23 protein-coding genes are annotated in these 20,503 nt (G+C 55.0%); 19 read left to right on the forward strand and 4 right to left on the reverse strand.

Annotation, left to right across the window (positions count from 1 at the left end; genetic code table 11):
• Nucleotides 1-431 precede the first annotated feature (431 nt).
• The gene (gene kdgT / locus RYZ59_RS17010; RefSeq protein WP_318049650.1) at nucleotides 432-1,430 is read left to right on the forward strand and encodes a 2-keto-3-deoxygluconate transporter; all 999 of its coding nucleotides are present in this window, start codon (nucleotides 432-434) and stop codon (nucleotides 1,428-1,430) included.
• Between the two features lie 13 nt (nucleotides 1,431-1,443).
• On the opposite strand, the gene RYZ59_RS17015 is transcribed toward kdgT, so the two are convergent.
• Nucleotides 1,444-2,355 carry a diguanylate cyclase regulator RdcB family protein gene (locus tag RYZ59_RS17015; protein WP_318049651.1) on the reverse strand — a complete coding sequence of 304 codons (912 nt, stop codon included), beginning with the start codon at nucleotides 2,353-2,355 and terminating at the stop codon, nucleotides 1,444-1,446.
• Nucleotides 2,352-4,709 carry a clamp-binding protein CrfC gene (gene crfC, locus RYZ59_RS17020; protein ID WP_318049654.1) on the reverse strand — a complete coding sequence of 786 codons (2,358 nt, stop codon included), beginning with the start codon at nucleotides 4,707-4,709 and terminating at the stop codon, nucleotides 2,352-2,354. The genes RYZ59_RS17015 and crfC overlap by 4 nt, the downstream gene beginning before the upstream one ends.
• A 542-nt stretch (nucleotides 4,710-5,251) precedes the next feature.
• Between crfC and RYZ59_RS17025 the strand changes: the two genes are divergently transcribed.
• The 18 genes from RYZ59_RS17025 (at nucleotide 5,252) to RYZ59_RS17110 (ending at nucleotide 17,768) form a co-directional block, all read left to right on the forward strand.
• Entirely contained in the window at nucleotides 5,252-5,587 is a 336-nt protein-coding gene (locus tag RYZ59_RS17025) for a zinc ribbon domain-containing protein YjdM (RefSeq protein WP_003031835.1), read from the forward strand.
• A gap of 140 nt (nucleotides 5,588-5,727) precedes the next feature.
• On the forward strand, nucleotides 5,728-6,177 hold the full coding sequence (gene yjdN / locus RYZ59_RS17030; protein ID WP_318049656.1) for a VOC family metalloprotein YjdN: 450 nt from the start codon (nucleotides 5,728-5,730) through the stop codon (nucleotides 6,175-6,177).
• A gap of 132 nt (nucleotides 6,178-6,309) precedes the next feature.
• Entirely contained in the window at nucleotides 6,310-7,098 is a 789-nt protein-coding gene (phnC, locus tag RYZ59_RS17035; RefSeq protein ID WP_137382884.1) for a phosphonate ABC transporter ATP-binding protein, read from the forward strand.
• Nucleotides 7,099-7,121: 23 nt separating this feature from the next.
• On the forward strand, nucleotides 7,122-8,138 hold the full coding sequence (phnD, locus tag RYZ59_RS17040; RefSeq protein WP_318049659.1) for a phosphonate ABC transporter substrate-binding protein: 1,017 nt from the start codon (nucleotides 7,122-7,124) through the stop codon (nucleotides 8,136-8,138).
• Nucleotides 8,139-8,242: 104 nt separating this feature from the next.
• Nucleotides 8,243-9,022, forward strand: coding sequence for a phosphonate ABC transporter, permease protein PhnE (gene phnE, locus RYZ59_RS17045; protein ID WP_016155398.1), 780 nt, complete (start codon nucleotides 8,243-8,245; stop codon nucleotides 9,020-9,022).
• 20 nt (nucleotides 9,023-9,042) lie between these two features.
• Nucleotides 9,043-9,768 (forward strand): phosphonate metabolism transcriptional regulator PhnF, encoded by a 726-nt coding sequence (phnF, locus tag RYZ59_RS17050; protein WP_318049662.1) that lies wholly within the window; start codon nucleotides 9,043-9,045, stop codon nucleotides 9,766-9,768.
• On the forward strand, nucleotides 9,769-10,221 hold the full coding sequence (phnG, locus tag RYZ59_RS17055) for a phosphonate C-P lyase system protein PhnG (protein WP_318049664.1): 453 nt from the start codon (nucleotides 9,769-9,771) through the stop codon (nucleotides 10,219-10,221).
• Nucleotides 10,218-10,802 carry a phosphonate C-P lyase system protein PhnH gene (phnH, locus tag RYZ59_RS17060; RefSeq protein ID WP_318049666.1) on the forward strand — a complete coding sequence of 195 codons (585 nt, stop codon included), beginning with the start codon at nucleotides 10,218-10,220 and terminating at the stop codon, nucleotides 10,800-10,802. Before phnG ends, phnH begins: the two co-directional genes overlap by 4 nt.
• Complete coding sequence (locus RYZ59_RS17065; RefSeq protein WP_318049668.1) at nucleotides 10,802-11,869, forward strand: carbon-phosphorus lyase complex subunit PhnI; 1,068 nt, start codon at nucleotides 10,802-10,804, stop codon at nucleotides 11,867-11,869. The genes phnH and RYZ59_RS17065 overlap by 1 nt, the downstream gene beginning before the upstream one ends.
• A 46-nt stretch (nucleotides 11,870-11,915) precedes the next feature.
• Complete coding sequence (gene phnJ / locus RYZ59_RS17070) at nucleotides 11,916-12,707, forward strand: alpha-D-ribose 1-methylphosphonate 5-phosphate C-P-lyase PhnJ (RefSeq protein ID WP_318049800.1); 792 nt, start codon at nucleotides 11,916-11,918, stop codon at nucleotides 12,705-12,707.
• Nucleotides 12,704-13,462 carry a phosphonate C-P lyase system protein PhnK gene (gene phnK / locus RYZ59_RS17075; protein WP_318049670.1) on the forward strand — a complete coding sequence of 253 codons (759 nt, stop codon included), beginning with the start codon at nucleotides 12,704-12,706 and terminating at the stop codon, nucleotides 13,460-13,462. Before phnJ ends, phnK begins: the two co-directional genes overlap by 4 nt.
• 126 nt (nucleotides 13,463-13,588) lie before the next feature.
• The gene (gene phnL, locus RYZ59_RS17080) at nucleotides 13,589-14,275 is read left to right on the forward strand and encodes a phosphonate C-P lyase system protein PhnL (protein ID WP_318049671.1); all 687 of its coding nucleotides are present in this window, start codon (nucleotides 13,589-13,591) and stop codon (nucleotides 14,273-14,275) included.
• Nucleotides 14,272-15,408, forward strand: a complete 1,137-nt coding sequence (gene phnM / locus RYZ59_RS17085) for an alpha-D-ribose 1-methylphosphonate 5-triphosphate diphosphatase (RefSeq protein WP_318049673.1) — start codon at nucleotides 14,272-14,274, stop codon at nucleotides 15,406-15,408. The genes phnL and phnM overlap by 4 nt, the downstream gene beginning before the upstream one ends.
• A gap of 2 nt (nucleotides 15,409-15,410) precedes the next feature.
• A complete protein-coding gene (gene phnN, locus RYZ59_RS17090; RefSeq protein WP_318049675.1) occupies nucleotides 15,411-15,965 on the forward strand; it encodes a ribose 1,5-bisphosphokinase in 555 nt (184 codons plus the stop codon).
• Nucleotides 15,952-16,386 (forward strand): aminoalkylphosphonate N-acetyltransferase, encoded by a 435-nt coding sequence (gene phnO, locus RYZ59_RS17095; protein WP_137382893.1) that lies wholly within the window; start codon nucleotides 15,952-15,954, stop codon nucleotides 16,384-16,386. The genes phnN and phnO overlap by 14 nt, the downstream gene beginning before the upstream one ends.
• Nucleotides 16,387-16,395: 9 nt before the next feature.
• Complete coding sequence (phnP, locus tag RYZ59_RS17100; protein ID WP_318049678.1) at nucleotides 16,396-17,154, forward strand: phosphonate metabolism protein PhnP; 759 nt, start codon at nucleotides 16,396-16,398, stop codon at nucleotides 17,152-17,154.
• A 78-nt stretch (nucleotides 17,155-17,232) separates the two neighbouring features.
• Nucleotides 17,233-17,484: a type II toxin-antitoxin system Phd/YefM family antitoxin gene (locus tag RYZ59_RS17105; RefSeq protein ID WP_006688247.1), complete on the forward strand. Its 252-nt coding sequence runs from the start codon at nucleotides 17,233-17,235 to the stop codon at nucleotides 17,482-17,484.
• Nucleotides 17,481-17,768: a type II toxin-antitoxin system RelE/ParE family toxin gene (locus RYZ59_RS17110; RefSeq protein WP_318049679.1), complete on the forward strand. Its 288-nt coding sequence runs from the start codon at nucleotides 17,481-17,483 to the stop codon at nucleotides 17,766-17,768. Before RYZ59_RS17105 ends, RYZ59_RS17110 begins: the two co-directional genes overlap by 4 nt.
• On the opposite strand, the gene yjdP is transcribed toward RYZ59_RS17110, so the two are convergent.
• Complete coding sequence (gene yjdP / locus RYZ59_RS17115; protein WP_137382896.1) at nucleotides 17,765-18,094, reverse strand: DDRRRQL repeat protein YjdP; 330 nt, start codon at nucleotides 18,092-18,094, stop codon at nucleotides 17,765-17,767. The two genes, RYZ59_RS17110 and yjdP, sit on opposite strands and share 4 nt — an antisense overlap.
• A gap of 69 nt (nucleotides 18,095-18,163) precedes the next feature.
• A complete protein-coding gene (locus RYZ59_RS17120; protein ID WP_318049681.1) occupies nucleotides 18,164-20,428 on the reverse strand; it encodes an ATP-binding protein in 2,265 nt (754 codons plus the stop codon).
• Between the last annotated feature and the right edge of the window lie 75 nt (nucleotides 20,429-20,503).

A 20,503-nucleotide genomic window follows, 5' to 3' on the forward strand; every position in this document is an offset into this window, starting at 1 on the left:
TTCTGAGTCAACTTTTTTACATGTCATGCTTGCGATTTACTGACAATTAAATTCAAGAATAAATCGCTTTATTGCACCAACAATCACAGCTGTCACTATTATTCTGCTAGTAAAAAAATCACCTAATCCCTTCACAAAAAGATCACAGGTTTTTTAATAATCATAGCGCCTGGGAGATTTTGCTCAGAATATGTGATGAAGATAACTAAAACATCGTTTTATTTTGATTGAATCAATGTTCCTGTGAATGCAAACTAATTCCAGACGCAATATCCCTGGGAGCAGTAGCACGCTCAACGTATGCCGCGTTAGATTTTATAAAACAAAGAGATAGCTGTTTTCTCTGTTAAGACTCACAAGTAACCTTTTGAATATAAATAATTTTTACTTTCTTGCGCGTTTATAACCTGCGACAAGACATGAGGACGTTTATGAAAATTAAAGCCACGATTGAACGCATCCCCGGCGGAATGATGTTGATTCCTCTGTTATTAGGCGCAGTGTTAAATACCTTAGCTCCCGATACGGGTGCGTATTTCGGTTCGTTTACCAAAGGGATGATCAGCGGAACAGTTCCGATTCTGGCAGTGTGGTTTTTTTGTATCGGCGCATCAATTGATTTGCGAGCAACCGGTACGGTATTACGCAAGTCAGGTACATTGGTATTAACCAAAATAGCCGTAGCCTGGGCAGTGGCCATGATTGCCGCTTCATTTATTCCTGATACTGGCATTCAAACCGGGTTCTTTGCAGGTCTTTCCGTACTGGCAATTGTCTCAGCAATGGACATGACCAACGGGGGTTTATACGCCAGCCTGATGAATCAGTACGGTACGAAAGAAGAGTCTGGCGCCTTTGTGTTGATGTCGCTGGAGTCCGGTCCGTTAATGACCATGGTCATTCTGGGCTCTGCCGGCCTGGCCTCTTTTGAGCCACACCACTTCATCGGCGCGGTCCTGCCGTTCCTGATTGGCTTTGCACTGGGCAACCTGGATCACGACCTGCGAGCCTTCTTTAGCAAAGCGACACCGGTACTGATTCCGTTCTTCGGCTTCGCTCTGGGTAACACCATTAACCTGAGCGTCATCGTTGATACCGGTCTGCTGGGTATCCTGCTGGGTGTGGCCGTCATCGTTATCACCGGTATCCCGCTGATTATTGCTGACCGCGTCATTGGTGGCGGGAACGGTACGGCAGGTGTCGCCGCCTCTTCTGCAGCTGGCGCTGCAGTGGCGAACCCAGTGATTATCGCCCAGATTAACCCAGCATTTGAACCGGTTGCCGCTTCGGCAACGGCTCTGGTCGCTGCCAGCGTGATAGTGACTGCGATTCTGGTGCCAATTATCACGGCACTGTACGCCAAACGCTTTAACAAGGAACGCGTCGCCAACAATACAGCAGCCACCCCGGCCGACTCTTTGCACCACTAAGTCTGGCTACACATCACTCGCCGTCCCTTCTCAGTGATCCAGAGGGGGACGGTGCAAAAATCTCCTCAACCATCGCATCAACCAGTCGCTTTGCCGAACACAGTCTCGGCATCCCCAACGCCACATTCTGCCAACGCTGCGTCACCGACCAGCTTACCGGATGGCGCTGTGCATCACACCAGTCCCCCAGCCAACTCAGCAGATCGTTATGTTCGCTCGAACCCCCAACTGCAGGTGAACTCAGCCATTGATGATAATAATGGCGCGTAGTAGGTGCCGCATTCACGCTGTGTGCCAGCGTCTGGGCAGCCATCGTGCGTAAATTGTCTTTTAGCATCGACACAACATCGGCATTCGCCAGCCGACAGGCATCACCAAAGGCGCCCCAGCGCAGTTCCTCCAGCGCAACAAAGCAGCGTCCGGGTAATGACCAGCCGTCATACGCCCCAGCCCGCCAGCGAGTAAAAATCTGTTCACTGTGTTCGCCTGCCTGCACGGTCAGCCCACGTTGCGTCAGCGCTTTTTCTTTATATGCGCTACGTTGGGCAAACCCGTCAGCCAGTGAAATTAATTGCTGCATCACGCCGGGAGTTGATTGTCCGCGTGGTTGTTCAGTTTGTTGTAAAAATACCAGTCGCTCGGCAATACGTACCAGCGCCAGGTGGCCAGGATCGATAGTGCCCGCCAGCTTTTCCACCAGCTTAAGGCGCATCACCAGGTGTTCGCTGGAAACCCCCGCCATCACCCACGCCCGCAGCTGCGTCTGGGATAACACTTCCTGCGTCAGACGCGCACGCAACCGCTGCTGCTGCTGCAGAAAACCGCCGGAACGTTTGGTTTCATCTCCCTGAACCAGATCGACCATAAACTTCGGGTAGACGCACTCCAGCGTCCGCCCTGGGCCTTCCAGTAACACGTTAGTCATGTATGCTCGGTTGCAAAAAGGGTGTGGATATCGTCACGCAGCAAGCGGGAATCTTCATAAATCCATGCCGCCGTCGTAATACGATGCTGCAATTGTTCATTCATTGCGTTCACCGCCGATTCATTTTGCTGGCGCAGGGTCAGACTCTCGCGCAGGCTCGCCTGCAATTGCGTCAGACACAGTGAAAAATCAGCAAAAAACGTGGCCATGCCTGCCGTAACGGAAATATCGACCTGAGCAACTAAAGCTTTACGAATTTGTTGGCAAAACTGAGTGACATAATGGACAAGGTTCTTGTGCAACGCGCCCATATCAATGAGGTAACGCGTTTTTGTTTCGACGTAATCATTCCATCCCCAGTTTGGCTGATTCAACCAACGTGAGAATGTGTCACGCACAACACCGCCGGTGGAGGGGGCATTATCCGCAGGGATATCCTGTTCAATAGCCTCGTTAAACAACTGACGCGTATTGAAGTTAAACATCGACGCATGAAAGGCTGGAAAACGGATCCGCGCCCGAAATCCGGCATGGTTCAGATCCTCTTTCACCCGTTGTTCAATAGGCCGCATAGCATCATTCAGCGCCCGGGATAACGTCGATTCAAGCGCCTCAAAACGCAGCGCCAGGTCCCGGCTGATACTCTCCTGTGCCGCCAGCAGGACCACCTCACAGGAGGAGCGAATTTTATCTAACACAATTTTCGCTTGTCCCTCGTCATGCAACACCAGCATATCACCGGCCATTTCCGCCGCCGCAATGGCAGCGCCCATGCCATGTTGTGACATCATCAGCACGTTTTCTTTAACAAAGAACGTATTAATACCGCACAGAATCTCGGTCTGCTGCTGATTGAGATAGCCGGCAGCAGCCTCCAGCGCCAGCTCAACCTCGTGACTGACCTCGTCGCCCACCCGCGCCTGGCTTCTCTGCAACTGTTGCATGTCATCTTCAATATGCGCGATGTTCATCTGCAACTGCTCATAGGCGACGGTTAAGCCGTGGGCGCGAAACTCCAGATATTCGTGTGCGCTTTGCGAATAGTTCAATAGCTTGTGTGATGCCGAGCGCAGCGCATACAGTGAGGCATTGGCGTAGGCTGCATGGATCACTTTCTGAATCGGTTGTTCAAACAGTGAGTCTTCCCAAAGCAGATCGGCGGCATGGCGAATATGCTCTTTATCCTCAAGATCGGTGGAACGCCAGCGCCTGCCGAGTGCCGCTTCGGCAAAGTCCTGGACCCAGCGCTGCTCCTGATGATCCGGCAAGCGCCCATTATTCACGAGTTCATGGCGCGCCCTGTTGGCCAGATATCCCCACATTGAGGAGACCGGATAAATACGTTCAGGCGTAATACCGCCTTGCATCAACGTGCCGGAAATTAACGCCCGCACCTGCTCTTCATCATCGCTGTTGCGGTCTTTCTGATCGAATTTGTTAACCAGTGCATACAGCGGTACTGATTTTCCAACCGCCATAATGGCCTGACGGACTTCCTCATCCGAAATCGACTTCAGTTGGGTATAATCCATCACCGCCAGTACCGCTGAAGCCCGGGCCAGCTGTTCATTGAGCATCTGTTGTAAGTGTGGTTGCCCGGCCTCATTCGGCCCGGGAGTATCCAGCAGCGTCAATTGCCCCGGATAGCTTGCCAGCCCGGCCAGATGCACGAACTCAACCTCAATAACCGGAATATGCTCAATTGCAGCATAGGCGGCAAACGGAAACTCCACCTCCAGCGCTTTAGACAAACGCACCAGATCGTTCAGGCTCTTGAGAAAATGGAAAATTGGTTGTGCGCCAAGATAATACCGTTCAAATGCCACGCCGTTTTCAATATGTTGAAGCAGGGCATTCATATCCTTATCTATTTCCAGCGTCTGAGCCAGACGCTGACGATCGCATTCCCGCACACGCTGCTGTAATACTTTTATTAAGGCGTCAATTGGCGCGACATGCGAAAAATGTAGCACCGGCTCTTTCTGTCCCGGTGTATGGCGGATAAGGGTCGGTAACGCCGTCATCGGGCGATTACGATTAGGTAAAACCTCGGTTCCGACAATCGCGTTAATCGTCGTCGACTTTCCCGCCTTCATCGTACCGACGATCGCCAGAACCATTTCCAGACGGGTAATCTTTCGCAGTTCATTGTTGAGCGTTGCCTGCTGGACATCCATGCCACGCGCGCTGAAATGCAGGGGCTGAACAACCTGTCCGCTATGCTCTCCTTTTTTCAACATGACATCATTCGCCGAGGTCATTGGCAATTTCTGCAATTGCCTGAGATGTTCAAGAGAGAGCATCAGTAAGCGTTCAGCTTCCTGACTTAATTCATAAATTGTCTGTGTGTACATGGAGAATCTTTCCTTAACGCAAATAGCATTGCTTTTATTTAGCCGAATCGTTTTATTTATAGATCTTCGGCTTTTATAATTACGTGTGGAAATAATTAAAATTAAAACAACCAGCTGATATTATTAAAATAAAATTTATCGTATGACTGCTGGCCTGATGCCTCTCACTTACTATATTAAGTAAGAAAGATAAACAGAGTAGTTCAGTTTTAAAAAATGCCAGCTTAATTCCCCTACCAAAATTAAGGGGGTCACAAAGTATTCACTCACAATGACTTAGCTATCCTGTAAGCCATGTTACCTATGAATATCGGGTGTTTCGCCTCACCTTATCTTAAATAACTAAACGTAGCAATTTCCCTTAAAAAATATTCCTTCTGGTTTTCATAGACGTGAAAGCAACCTGACGCCGCAACAGATAGTTGTGCATAATTGGCCTGTAGCCCCGACAAAAGCAGGGATTTTATGTATAATTGCGGCCTTTTTCGGCAATCTGCCAATTTTGGGCGCTTTTGCCCCTGCTGACTTTTGAGGAAATCCACATGTCATTACCACACTGCCCACAATGCAACTCCGAATACACTTACGAAGATAACGGCATGTTCATCTGCCCGGAATGCGCTCACGAATGGAACGACGCTGAACCTGCTCAGGACAGCGACGAACTGATCGTTAAAGATGCTAACGGCAACCTGCTCGCCGATGGCGACAGCGTTACCGTAGTAAAAGATCTGAAGGTAAAAGGTAGCTCTTCCATGCTGAAGATCGGTACCAAAGTGAAGAATATCCGCCTGGTTGAAGGCGACCACAACATCGATTGTAAAATTGATGGCTTTGGCCCAATGAAGCTAAAATCTGAGTTTGTGAAAAAGAACTGATTTAACTTGCCTGATGGCGCTGCGCTTATCAGGCCTGTTCCAGCTCATTATGTCAGGCGGGAAGCCCATACTTCCCGCCTGGTTTATTTTTGCACACGGCATCTACACTTAACTGGTTTCTTTTACCTGAGGTAAAGATCATGCCGTTAAGTCCCTACATCTCCTTTGCAGGCAACTGCGCTGACGCCATCGCCTATTATCAACAGGCGTTAGGTGCCGAACTGCTCTACAAAATTAACTTCGGTGAAATGCCCACATCGGCGCAGGACAGCGAAGAAGGTTGCCCTTCCGCAATGAAATTCCCCGATACCGCCATTGCTCATGCCAACCTGCGCGTGGCAGGCTGCGACATCATGATGAGCGATAGCGCCCCCGACGGAAATGCTCACTACTCTGGCTTTACGCTGGTACTCGACACGCAAAATGTCGACGAAGGGAAGCGCTGGTTTGACAACCTGGCCGCACATGGACAAATCGAAATGGACTGGCAGGAGACCTTCTGGGCACATGGTTTCGGTAAAGTGACCGACCAGTACGGCGTGCCGTGGATGATCAACGTCGTCAAGCAACAGCAACCCCCTACCGAGTGATGTAACGGGAGGCTCGTCCTCCCGGACTGTCATCAAATATCGCTCAACTCTTCATCGCCAAGTAACCTTCCTTTAACGAAAACATCACATTAATCCGCCACGATGGGGCCACTTTTTTAGGGAGGCCGCATCATGCAAACGGTTATTCGCGTCGAGAAACTCTCCAAATCCTTCAATCAACATCAGGCGCTTAATGCGGTTGATCTGAATATCTGTGCCGGTGAGATGGTGGCTCTGCTTGGGCCATCTGGCTCCGGCAAATCCACCCTTTTACGTCATCTAAGCGGTTTGATTACCGGTGATAAATCACCGGGCAGTCACGTCGAGCTATTAGGCCGTACCGTTCAACGTGAAGGCCGACTGGCACGCGACATCCGCAAAAGCCGTGCCCACACCGGCTACATCTTCCAGCAGTTCAATCTGGTGAACCGGCTGAGCGTACTGGAGAACGTGCTGATTGGCGCGCTCGGCAGCACGCCATTCTGGCGCACCTGTTTTAGCTGGTTTACGCCAGAGCAGAAACAACGCGCATTACAGGCGCTGACCCGCGTGGGTATGGCGCACTTGGCTTATCAGCGCGTTTCCACGCTCTCCGGCGGGCAACAACAGCGCGTCGCGATCGCCCGTGCATTGATGCAACAGGCAAAAGTGATCCTCGCCGATGAACCGATTGCCTCGCTGGACCCGGAATCGGCGCGCATCGTGATGGATACCCTGCGCGACATTAACCAGACCGACGGTATTACCGTGGTCGTCACGCTGCATCAGGTGGATTACGCCCTGCGCTACTGCGAACGCATTGTCGCGCTGCGCCAGGGGAACGTCTTCTTTGATGGCAGCAGTCAGCATTTTGATAACGATCGTTTTGACCATCTCTACCGCAGCATGAACCGCGTCGAACAGAACGCGCAGGCTGCCTGACATCCCCACAATGAGGAATGGAAATGAGCTATAAGACAGTTGCCGCGCTGGCTTTCACCAGCATGTTCAGCATCAGCACACTGCTCACCCCGGCCCATGCCGAAGAGCAGGAAAAAGCGCTGAACTTTGGCATTATTTCGACCGAATCACAGCAAAACCTGAAGCCGCAGTGGGAACCGTTTCTGAAAGATATGGAAAAATCACTGGGCGTAAAAGTGAACGCCTTCTTTGCGCCGGACTACGCCGGGATAATCCAGGGAATGCGCTTTAACAAAGTCGATATCGCCTGGTACGGCAACCTCTCAGCAATGGAAGCGGTGGATCGCGCCAACGGACAGGTGTTTGCCCAGACCGTCGCTGCCGATGGCTCTCCGGGGTACTGGAGCGTGTTGATCGTTAACAAGGACAGCCCGATCAACAACCTGAACGATCTGATCGCCAAACGTAAGGATCTGACCTTCGGCAACGGCGATCCTAACTCCACTTCAGGCTACCTCGTCCCTGGTTACTACGTCTTCGCCAAAAACAACATCTCCGCCACCGACTTCAAACGCACCGTTAACGCCGGGCACGAAACCAACGCGCTGGCCGTCGCCAACAAGCAGGTCGATGTCGCCACCAACAATACCGAAAACCTCGACAAGCTGAAAACCTCCGCGCCGGACAAGCTGAAAGAGCTGAAGGTTATCTGGAAGTCACCGCTGATCCCAGGCGATCCGATTGTCTGGCGTAAAAACCTCTCCGAAACCACCAAGGACAAGGTGTACGACTTCTTTATGAATTACGGCAAAACGCCGGAACAGAAAACCGTCCTGGAACGCCTGGGTTGGGCGCCGTTCCGCGCCTCCAGCGATCTGCAACTGGTCCCAATTCGCCAACTGGCGCTGTTTAAAGAGATGCAGGGCGTGCAGGACAACAAAGGCCTGAATGCAGAAGAAAAAACCAGCAAAACCTCGGCGCTGAAAGCACAGCTTGATGATCTCGACCGTCTGACCGCCGCGCTGGGCGCCATGACCAGCGTCACCAAAGCGGTGCAGTAACCCTGATGCCCGGTGGCACTTCGCTTACCGGGCCTACAGGACATCGTAGGCCGGATAAGGCGCAAGCGCCGCCATCCGGCAATAACCGACGCACGGAGCTAAACATGCAAACCATCACCGTCGCCCCGCCCAAGCGTAGCTGGTTCTCGCTGCTGAGCTGGGCCATTCTTCTCGCCGTGCTGGTGGTCTCGTGGAAAGGTGCCGAAATGGCCCCGCTCACGCTGATCCAGGATTCCGGCAATATGGCAACCTTCGCCGCCGACTTCTTCCCGCCGGACTTCAGCCAGTGGCAGGACTATCTCGGCGAAATGGCCGTCACCCTACAAATCGCCGTCTGGGGTACCGCCCTCGCCGTGGTGCTATCGATTCCGTTCGGTTTGATGTGCGCCGATAACCTCGTGCCGTGGTGGATTTACCAGCCGATGCGTCGCCTGATGGATGCCTGTCGCGCCATCAACGAAATGGTCTTCGCCATGCTGTTTGTGGTCGCCGTTGGATTGGGTCCGTTCGCCGGGGTAATGGCGCTGTTTATCCATACCACCGGGGTGCTCTCCAAGCTGCTTTCCGAAGCGGTAGAAGCCATTGAACCCGGTCCGGTAGAAGGCATTCGCGCCACCGGAGCCAACAAGATTGAAGAGATTCTGTACGGCGTTCTGCCACAGGTCATGCCGCTGCTTATCTCCTACTCGCTGTATCGCTTTGAGTCCAACGTTCGTTCGGCCACGGTGGTCGGGATGGTGGGAGCCGGTGGTATCGGCGTGACCTTATGGGAGGCGATTCGCGGCTTCCAGTTCCAGCAAACCTGCGCCCTGATGGTGTTAATCATCGTCACCGTCAGTCTGCTGGATTTCCTCTCCCAGCGTTTGCGTAAGCACTTTATCTGATTAGCGAGGCATTGATTGCTATGCACTTGTCTACACATCCGACCAGTTATCCAACGCGTTATCAGGAAATTGCCGCGAGACTTGAGCAGGAGCTTCGTCAACATTATCGCTGCGGTGACTATCTGCCCGCCGAGCATCAACTGGCCGCGCGCTACGAGGTTAACCGCCACACCCTGCGCCGCGCCATTGACCAGTTGGTTGAACGCGGTTGGGTTCAGCGTCGTCAGGGCGTCGGCGTGCTGGTGCTGATGCGCCCGTTCGATTACCCACTTAATGCCCAGGCACGCTTCAGCCAGAACCTGCTGGACCAGGGCAGCCACCCCACCAGCGAAAAACTGCTGGCGGTGCTGCGTCCGGCCTCCAGCCACATTGCCGATGCGCTCAGCATTAACGAGGGTGATAACGTGATTCACCTGCGCACCCTGCGCCGGGCCAACGGCATCGCCCTGTGCCAAATCGACCACTATTTTTCCGACCTCACTCTCTGGCCGCTGTTGCAGGGCTTTAACCACGGCTCACTGCACGACTACCTGCGCGAACAGTCAGGCCTGACGCTGCTACGCACGCAAACGCGTATCAGCGCCCGCCGCGCACAGGCCAAAGAGAGCAAGGTGCTGGAAATCCCCAACATGGCGCCGCTGCTGTGCGTGCGCACCCTGAACCACCGTGAAGGCGAAGAACAGGCCGCGGAATATTCCGTCAGCCTGACCCGCGCCGACATGATCGAATTCACCATGGAGCACTGAATGCATTTCGATACCGCCACTCGCCAGCGTTGGATGCGCGCGCTGGCTTACAGCAATGCCGATGCCCTGAATGCGCGTATCAAGGCGCTCAAACTGACGCCGGACTATGAGCTTATCCGCGCCCCGGAAAGCGGACTGATGCAGATCCAGGCCCGTATGGGCGGTACCGGCAATCGCTTCTTTGCCGGTGACACCACGCTTACCCGCGCAGTGGTACGCCTGAAGAGCGGCACGCTGGGTTACAGCTACCTGCTGGGACGCAACAAACAACATGCCGAGCAGTGTGCAGTGATTGACGCGCTGCTGCAGGAACAAACGCATTTCCAGAGCCTAATGGAAACCTTAATTGCCCCGCTGGAAGCGGAACGCGATGCGCTGATTAGCGCACGCCGTGCCGAAGTCAACGCCAGCCGGGTCGACTTCTTCACGCTGGTACGCGGAGATAACGCATGACCTTACAGACCGCTTTTAATTTACCCGTTCAGGATGCTCAGCAGAGCTTTCGTCGCCTGCTGAAAGCCATGAGCGAACCGGGCGTGATCGTCGCCCTGCATCAACTGAAACACGGCTGGCAGCCGCTGGGCCTGGCGACCACCAGCGTGCTGCTGACCCTGGTCGATGGCGACACGCCGGTCTGGCTGGCGCCATCGATAGATAACGATATCGCCCGGCAGAATCTGCGTTTTCACACCAACGCGCCGCTGGTGGATCAGCCGCAGCTGGCAGCCTTTGCCGTCGCCGACGAGCGCATCAGCAGCGAACAGCTTAACGCCCTCTCCGCCGGTTCCGCCGTCGCGCCAGAGACCAGCGCCACGCTGATTGTGCAGGTCGCAGGCTTAAGCGGCGGACGCATGCTGCGTCTGACCGGCGCGGGCATCGCCGAAGAGCGCATGATCGCGCCACAACTGCCGGAATGCCTGATCCACGAACTTACCGAGCGTCCACATCCGTTCCCGCTGGGGGTCGATCTAATCCTCACCTGCGGCGAACGTCTGCTGGCTATTCCGCGAACCACCCATGTGGAGGTGTGCTGATGTACGTCGCCGTCAAAGGGGGCGAAAAGGCGATAGCCAACGCCCATGCCCTGCAGGAAAGTCGACGCCGGGGCGATGAGAGCATTGCTGAACTGAGCGTGGCGCAAATCGAACAACAGATGAACCTGGCCGTTGACCGGGTAATGACCGAAGGCGGCATCGCCGACCGCGAGCTGGCGGCACTGGCGCTGAAGCAGGCCAGCGGCGATAACGTCGAAGCCATCTTTTTGCTCCGCGCCTACCGCACCACGCTGGCAAAAGTGGCGGTCAGTGAACCGGTTAACAGCGCAGAAATGCGCCTTGAGCGCCGAATTTCTGCGGTCTATAAGGACATTCCCGGCGGACAGCTGTTAGGCCCCACCTACGATTACACCCATCGCCTGTTGGATTTTACCCTGCTGGCCAATGGTGAAACGCCACCGCTGCGCAGCGCGGAAAACACGCAGGACGCCTCTCCGCACGTCTTTTCTCTGCTGGCAAATCAAGGACTGGCAAAACGTGAAGAGGATGATGGCGCGACACCCGACGACATCACCCGCACACCTCCGGTTTACCCCTGTTCACGCGCTTCACGTCTGCAACAGCTGATGCGCGGTGACGAGGGCTACCTGCTGGCGCTGGCCTACTCCACCCAGCGCGGCTACGGGCGCAACCACCCGTTTGCCGCGGAGATCCGCAGCGGCTATGTGGCTCTGGAAACCGTGCCGGAAGAGCTGGGATTTGCAGTGAACGTCGGCGAACTGCTGATGACCGAATGCGAAATGGTCAACGGCTTTGTCGCGCCAGAAAACGAATCCCCCCATTTTACCCGCGGTTACGGACTGGTGTTCGGTATGAGCGAACGTAAAGCGATGGCGATGGCGCTGGTGGACCGCGCCTTACAGGCAGCCGACTACGATGAAACGGTCACGGGACCGGCGCAGGACGAAGAGTTCGTGCTGGCGCATGCGGATAACGTCGAGGCGGCGGGTTTTGTTTCGCACCTCAAACTTCCCCATTACGTCGATTTCCAGGCTGAACTGGAACTGCTTAAACGCCTGCAACAGGAGGCCGACCGTGACCACTAACCTCTCCGGCTACAACTTTGCGTATCTTGATGAGCAGACCAAACGCATGATCCGTCGCGCCATTCTGAAAGCGGTGGCCATCCCCGGCTATCAGGTGCCGTTTGGCGGACGCGAAATGCCAATGCCGTACGGCTGGGGTACGGGCGGTATTCAGCTTACCGCCAGCGTGATTGGCGAACCGGACGTACTGAAGGTGATTGACCAGGGCGCGGATGACACAACCAACGCCGTGTCGATCCGCAACTTCTTCAAGCGCGTGACCGGGGTGAATACCACTGAGCGCACGGAAGACGCGACGCTGATCCAGACCCGCCATCGCATCCCGGAAACGCCGCTGGTGGAAGATCAGATAATCATCTTCCAGGTGCCGATCCCCGAGCCGTTGCGCTTTATCGAACCGCGCGAAACGGAAACCCGCACCATGCACGCGCTGGAAGAGTACGGCATCATGCAGGTGAAACTGTATGAAGATATCGCCCGCTTCGGCCATATCGCCACCACCTACGCCTATCCGGTGAAGGTTAACGACCGCTACGTCATGGACCCGTCTCCCATCCCGAAATTCGACAACCCGAAGATGGACATGATGCCAGCCCTGCAATTGTTCGGCGCAGGCCGCGAAAAACGTATCTATGCCGTACCACCGTATACGCGGGTGGAAAGCCTCGATTTCGACGATCACCCGTTTACCGTGCAGAGCTGGGATGAACCTTGCGCCATCTGCGGATCAACCCATAGCTATCTCGACGAAGTGGTGCTCGATGACAGCGGCAAACGCATGTTTGTCTGCTCCGACACCGACTACTGCCGCCAACAGAGCGAGGCCTTCAGCCAATGACGCAACCGCTGCTTTCAGTCAACAACCTGACCCATCTCTACGCGCCGGGCAAGGGCTTCAGCAATGTCTCTTTTGACCTGTGGCCTGGCGAAGTGCTGGGCATCGTTGGGGAATCCGGTTCCGGTAAAACCACGCTGCTGAAATCGATCTCTTCACGGCTGACGCCACAAAACGGTGAGATCTTATATCAGAACCGTTCGCTGTACGGCATGAACGAGGCCGATCGTCGCCGTCTGCTGCGCACCGAATGGGGCGTAGTGCACCAGCATCCGCTGGACGGCCTGCGCCGTCAGGTCTCCGCAGGCGGCAATATTGGTGAACGCCTGATGGCCACCGGCGCACGCCACTACGGCGACATCCGCGTCACCGCCCAGCGCTGGCTGGAAGAGGTGGAGATCCCCGCCTCGCGTATCGATGACCTGCCAACCACCTTTTCCGGCGGCATGCAGCAGCGTTTGCAGATCGCCCGCAACCTCGTCACCCATCCCAAACTGGTGTTTATGGACGAACCGACCGGCGGCCTGGACGTCTCGGTACAAGCCAAGCTGCTCGACCTGCTGCGCGGCCTGGTGGTGGAACTGGATCTGGCAGTGGTGATTGTCACCCATGATTTGGGCGTGGCACGTCTGCTGGCCGACCGTTTGCTGGTGATGAAACAGGGCCAGGTGGTGGAAAGTGGGTTAACCGATCGCGTGCTCGACGATCCGCACCATCCGTATACCCAACTGCTGGTGTCATCTGTTTTACAGAACTGATTTTTTGTTGTGCCGGATGGCGGCTCGGCTGCGCCTTATCCGGCCTACGGAGCGGCATTGGTTGTAGGCCTGATAAGCGCAGCGCCATCAGGCAATTGAACGCACAAATGTTTAAAGAGGCTAAAAATGAACGCGATCCGCGTTGAAAATGTCAGTAAAACCTTTGTACTGCATCAGCAAAACGGCGTGCGTCTGCCGGTGCTGCAAAACGCGACTCTGGACGTTAAAAACGGCGAATGCGTCGTGCTGCACGGCCATTCCGGCAGCGGCAAATCCACGTTGCTGCGTTCGCTGTACGCCAACTACCTGCCGGATGAAGGACACATCCACATCCGCCACAGAGATGAATGGGTCGATCTGGTGCAGGCCCCGGCGCGTAAAGTGCTGGAGGTCCGTCGTTCAACTATCGGTTGGGTAAGTCAGTTCCTGCGCGTGATCCCACGGATTTCCGCGCTGGATGTGGTGATGCAGCCGCTGCTGGATCTGGGCGTATCCCGTGAGGAATGTGCAGCCAAAGCCGCGAACCTACTTACCCGCCTGAATGTTCCTGAGCGCTTGTGGCATCTCGCGCCATCAACCTTTTCCGGCGGCGAACAGCAGCGCGTCAACATCGCCCGTGGGTTTATTGTCGATTATCCCATTCTGCTGCTCGATGAGCCTACCGCCTCGCTGGACGCCAAAAACAGCGCCGCCGTGGTGGCGCTGATTGAAGAAGCAAAAGCCCGCGGCGCGGCAATTGTCGGCATTTTTCACGATCAAACCGTGCGCGACTGCGTCGCGGATCGTCTGCACCTGATGGGAACAACAGCATGATTATCAACAATGTAAAGCTGGTGCTGGAAGATGAAGTGGTGCAAGGATCGCTGGAAATTGTAGGCGGAGTTATTCGCACTTTTGCCGAAAGCCCGAGCAGCTTGCCTGAAGCGCTGGACGGTGAAGGCGGTTGGCTGCTGCCGGGACTTATCGAGCTGCATACCGATAACCTCGACAAGTTTTTCACCCCGCGCCCGAAGGTAGACTGGCCTGCCCACTCGGCAATGAGCAGCCACGATGCGCTAATGGTTGCCAGCGGTATTACTACCGTGCTGGATGCGGTGGCGATTGGCGATGTGCGCGACGGTGGCGACCGTCTGGAAAACCTGGAAAAAATGATCAATGCGGTGGAAGAGACGCAAAAACGCGGGGTCAACCGTGCCGAACACCGTCTGCATCTGCGCTGCGAGCTGCCGCACCACACCACCCTGCCGCTGTTTGAAAAACTGGTCGGTCGTGAGCCGGTGACGCTGGTGTCGCTGATGGACCACTCACCGGGCCAGCGTCAGTTCGCCAACCGTGAGAAGTACCGCGAGTATTATCAGGGCAAGTATTCGCTGACCGACGAGCAGATGGCCCGCTATGAAGAAGAGCAACTCGCCCTGGCGGCACGCTGGTCACAACCCAACCGCACCGCCATCGCACAGATGTGTCGTGAACGGCAGATTGCACTGGCGAGCCACGATGACGCCACCCACGATCATGTGCTGGAATCGCATCAACTTGGCAGCGTGATTGCCGAATTTCCCACGACGTTCGAAGCCGCCGAAGCCTCGCGCCAGCATGGCATGAACGTGTTAATGGGCGCGCCGAATATCGTGCGAGGCGGTTCGCACTCCGGCAACGTAGCAGCCCATAAGCTGGCCGAACTGGGGCTACTGGATATCCTCTCTTCCGATTACTACCCCGCCAGTCTGCTCGACGCAGCATTTCGTGTCGCGGATGATGATACCAACCGTTTTACGCTGCCACAGGCGATTCGTCTGGTGACCCGTAATCCAGCGCGGGCGTTGAATCTTGACGACCGTGGCGTGGTTGCCGAAGGAAAACGCGCAGATCTGGTGCTGGCACACCGCAAAGGCGGCAACATCCATATCGACCACGTCTGGCGTCAGGGCAAAAGGGTATTCTGACTATGGGTAAACTGATCTGGCTGATGGGGCCATCCGGCTCCGGAAAGGACAGTCTGCTGGCGGAACTCCGCCAACAGGAACCGGCGCAACTGCTGGTGGCGCACCGTTACATCACCCGCGCCGCCAACGCCGGGAATGAAAATCATATTGCGCTGAGTGAACAAGAGTTTTTTACCCGCGCCGGGCAGAACCTGCTGGCGCTAAGCTGGCATGCCAACGGTTTGTACTACGGCGTCGGCGTGGAGATTGACCTCTGGCTACACGTCGGTTTTGATGTGGTGGTCAACGGCTCGCGTGCGCATCTGCCCCAGGCGCAGGCCCGTTACGGCACATCTTTACTCCCTATTTACTTACAGGTTTCCCCGGCGATTTTACGCCAGCGCTTGCAGGCACGCGGACGGGAAAGCGAAACGGAAATCGCCGCCCGTCTTGAACGCGCAGCTCGCTACGCCCCGTATGACTGCCACGTCCTCAATAACGATGGAAGTTTACTACAGTCAGTCGATACACTGCTCACCCTGATGGGACGTAAGGAGAAGAAACATGTCTGTCTGTGAATTACGCCGCGCCACGCTGTATGACACCGATGCGGTTTATGCGCTGGTCTGCGAACTGAAGCAGGGTAAATTCGACCACCAGGCCTTTAGCACCGGGTATATAGCAAATCTGCAAGACCCCAATATGCACTACCAGCTGGCGCTGCTTGACGGACAGGTCATCGGATTGATCGGTCTGCATTTGCAATTTCACCTGCACCACGCTAACTGGATTGGTGAGATTCAGGAACTGGTGGTGATGCCGCAGGCACGGGGGTTAAAGGTAGGCAGCCAGTTGCTGGCCTGGGCCGAAGCCACCGCGCGCGAAGCGGGTGCAGAGATGACCGAGCTTTCCACCAGCACGCAGCGCCTTGATGCGCATCGTTTTTACCGCCGCGAAGGTTATACGCAGAGCCATTTTCGCTTTACCAAGCCGTTGTAGGGGGATGCGATGAGTCTGACCATTACGCTTACAGGAACCGGCGGCGCACAGTTGGTACCGGCTTTTGGCTGCAGCTGTGCCGCCTGCCAACGAGCACGTTTACAGGCGCAATACCGCCGGCGCCCCTGCAGTGGCGTGGTCAAATTCAATAATGCGGTGACGCTTCTGGATGCAGGGCTCCCCCATCTGATGGACGACTGGCCGGCAGGCAGTTTCCAGCAGTTCCTGCTCACTCACTATCATATGGATCATGTACAGGGACTGTTTCCGCTGCGCTGGGGGGTGGGAAAAACAATCCCGGTGTACGGCCCACCGGATGAACAGGGCTGCGACGATCTGTTTAAGCATCCCGGTATTCTGGATTTTAGCCAGACCGTCGCGCCGTTTGTGGTGTTCGATTTACAGGGATTGCAGGTGACCCCTTTACCGCTCAACCACTCTAAGCTTACGTTTGGCTACCTGCTGGAAACAGCGCACAGCCGCGTGGCGTGGCTTTCCGATACCGCCGGGCTTCCCGACAAAACGCTGAAGTTTCTCCTCAATAACCAGCCGCAAGTGATTATCATCGACTGCAGCCACGCCCCACGCGCCGAGCCGCCACTCAATCACAGCGATGTAAATACCGTCATCGCCCTAAACGAGGTTATCCGCTGCCCACGGGTGATCCTGACGCACATCAGTCATCAGTTCGACCTGTGGATGATGGAAAATCTGCTGCCGGCAGGGTTTGAGGCGGGGTATGACGGTATGGAAATTGTGCTGGATTAATTACCCAGACAATAAGACTTGTTAACAGGTCTCTTAAATCCTATATTAAGACCAGTTAAATGGTCTTTAGGAGCGATTATGCCGCATATCATTTTAAGCGATACCACCGCGAGTGTGAGTGAGCTAAAAAAGAACCCGATGGCGACGGTTAGCGCAGGAGATGGGTTTCCGGTCGCAATCCTGAACCGTAACCAGCCCGCTTTTTATTGCGTGCCAGCAGAGCTTTACGAAAAAATGCTCGATGCGCTGGACGACCAACAGCTGGTTAAATTAGTCCATGAACGTAGCCAACAACCCCTGGTGGATGTGGATCTGGACAGCTACTTATGAGTTATACGGTAAAGTTCAGGGAAGATGCGCTGAAAGAATGGCAAAAACTTGATAAAGCCATTCAGCAGCAATTTGCCAGAAAACTAAAGAAATGCTGTGAAAACCCGCATGTTCCTTCAGCAAAGCTCAGGGGAATAAAAGATTGCTACAAAATCAAACTACGAACATCAGGGTTTCGTCTTGTTTATCAAGTCATTGACGACACCCTGGTTATCGCGGTCGTTGCCGTCGGTAAACGCGAGCGTAGTGAAGTCTATAACCTTGCCAGCGAAAGATTGCGCTAACGATCGTAATCTTCTTCCATTCTGCGTTCTTCGTCTTCTAACTGTCGACGTTCCTGATCGAGCTGCCGCTGGCGGTCGTCTAACTGACGACGGCGGTCTTCGAACTGGCGACGACGATTGTCGTACTGCCTACGGCGATCGTCACTCATCTGACGCTGCCAGCCATCATCACGTGAGTCGTCATAATCCCGATTGTTATCCGGATTATAGGCATCGCTGACGGCACGTTGAATATTGCCAATGGCGTCATCAATAATGTCTGCATGCGCCGAAATCGTCGTCAACATCAGCAAACTGAATAAAAAGAGCGTCGGGGAGCGTTTCATAAAACCAGCCTCATAAAGAAACTGACCCCACGGTAATCAAAGTGCTTTGACGCGAGTAGCGGAGGAATCTCAATTACGTGCGCGTCGCAGCGCCTGGGCCAGTTCCCCTCGGGTAAACGGTTTACGCAATAGCGCCACATCCGGCAACGCCGGATTATGCGCCGGACGTAAATCCTGGCCGCTAATCAGCAGAATATTCAGTTGGGGATAATGCTTCAGGGCATGATTGACCACATCCGCACCACTCAATCCGCCAGGCAACATTAAGTCACTGACAAGAATATCAATCTCTGCTGAAGCCGCCAGCATATGCATTGCCTGTTCGCCGTTAGCGGCTTCGAGCGTCAGGTAGCCCAAAAGGTGTAATTGTTCGCACAACGTCTGACGCACATCGGCCTCATCTTCAAGCACCAGAACCAGCTTCTCACCGCGGGTCGCAGGATGCTCTGCTATCGGTTCGACCGGAACTTGCACCGGCACAACGGCACGAGGAAGTTGTAGTCTGACGGTGGTTCCCTGCCCCGGCGCGCTTTCGATCTCTACGCGACCGCCAGATTGACGCACAAAGCCGTACACCATTGATAATCCCAGCCCGCTGCCGCTACCGGTTTGTTTGGTCGTGAAGAACGGTTCGAAGACCTGGGCTTTCACCTCCTGCGACATGCCGCTACCCTGGTCGGCAACCTCCAGCATCACCATATCCTGCTTACGCCCATCGCTGCGCGTAACCCGCTGATTCCAGGTACGGATTTTAATCGTGCCCGTCTGCCCGTCCATGGCATCACGGGCGTTCATCACCAGATTGATAATGGCGTTTTCCAACTGGCTGACGTCAATCCACGCCGGCCAGGCAGGCGACTGGGCTTCAATCTCCAGCGTCAACGTGGCGGGTAGCGAATGACGCATCAACTCGCCCAAGTTTTCCAGCAACGTTTTCAGCTCTACCGCGTGCGGATGCAAAGACTGTTTGCGCGAAAAGGCCAGCAGCCGCTGGGTCAGTAGCGCCCCGCGTTCAGCCGCTTTTAGCGCCCGATGAATCCGCGGCGCATCGGGCGAATCTGGGTTCACCAGATCCAGGCTGCCGATAATCACCGCCAGCAGGTTATTGAAATCATGCGCTAATCCACCCGTCAGTTGCCCCACCGCCTTCAGCTTTTGGCTATGCAACAGCGCTTCCTCCAACCCCTGGCGCTCAGTGCGGTCGATTTCCATCTGGCTGGTTTTTTCTTTTAGCAATCGGGTGGTGTGCTCCAGCGACGCCGTATTACGGGCAAAGACGTTAAAGGCACGGGCCAGTTCTCCCAGCTCGTCGCGACGTTGCAGAGCCGGGACGCTGACGTCCGATTCACCGTGCGCCAGCCGGGTCATCGCCCGTGAAATGGCCGTCAGGTTGGAGCCAAGATTGCGGTAGATATACCAACCGGCAAAACCAGTGATCACCACCGCCAGCAGCGCAAACACTAAAATAAACAACGCGCCGGATTGCAGTTCCTGATGGCTTTGCGCCACCCGCTGTTCGGAGATTAACGCCACCTGCGAAGCATACTGGTTGATATCACTGTTGAGGATCGCTACCAGCGCTTTGATATGAAACATATACCAGTTGATCGCCAGATCGCTTTGTTCCAGTGCGGCAGAAAGCGGCTCCAGCTTATGCAGTTCCTGATTGAAATCATTGAGAATACGGCTAATCAGCAGGTTACTGGCTTGCAGAGGCAGCGCGGGCATCACGCCGTCCAGTTGTTTGACCACCGATCGTGGCGTAGGTGTTTCAATAGAGGCGATAATTAAGCGATCCATCTGATCCAGCAGCGCGTCATCCTGTGCGTCAGTCAACTTTTGCAGATGGCGTAAGTAGCTTTGATTCTGATACAGCGAACTGAGTAGCGCGTTACGCTCCAGATGCCGCCGCTGCCCGCGCTGCAACATACCTTCCACACTGCTTTGCAGCTCATTGCTGCGTTGAATAATACGCTCAACCAGCCCCGGCTCCTGCTGTGCCAGCGGCGCAGCGGCCAGTTGTTCCAGCGAATGCTTCAGCGCCCGTTGCGTCTCCTGCAGACGTTCCGCTTCACCTTTGTATTCCAGTGCCCCCACCACCTGAGAGAGCCGCACCGCCGCCGTTGCTACATTTGCTGTATCGCGCGCCAGGTTCATGCTGCCGGTCATGTCATCAACGGTTTGCTGTTGCACCTGCTCCTGAATCTGACTGGCATGCTGAAAACCCAGCACCGCCACGCCGCTGACCATCAACGTGACCGCCACCACCAGCAGGTTGAAAAACAGTAATCGCCCGCGCGCGCTGGCGAAAAAGTGACGTCCTGGTTGCGGCATATCACGCTCCATGAAGAAAAATCGCAATATGACAAATATGAACGGCTTCTGACATTTTGCATTTACATTCCTGTG

It is taken from the genome of Citrobacter sp. HN-141 (assembly GCF_033341895.1).
Classification (GTDB): domain Bacteria; phylum Pseudomonadota; class Gammaproteobacteria; order Enterobacterales; family Enterobacteriaceae; genus Citrobacter.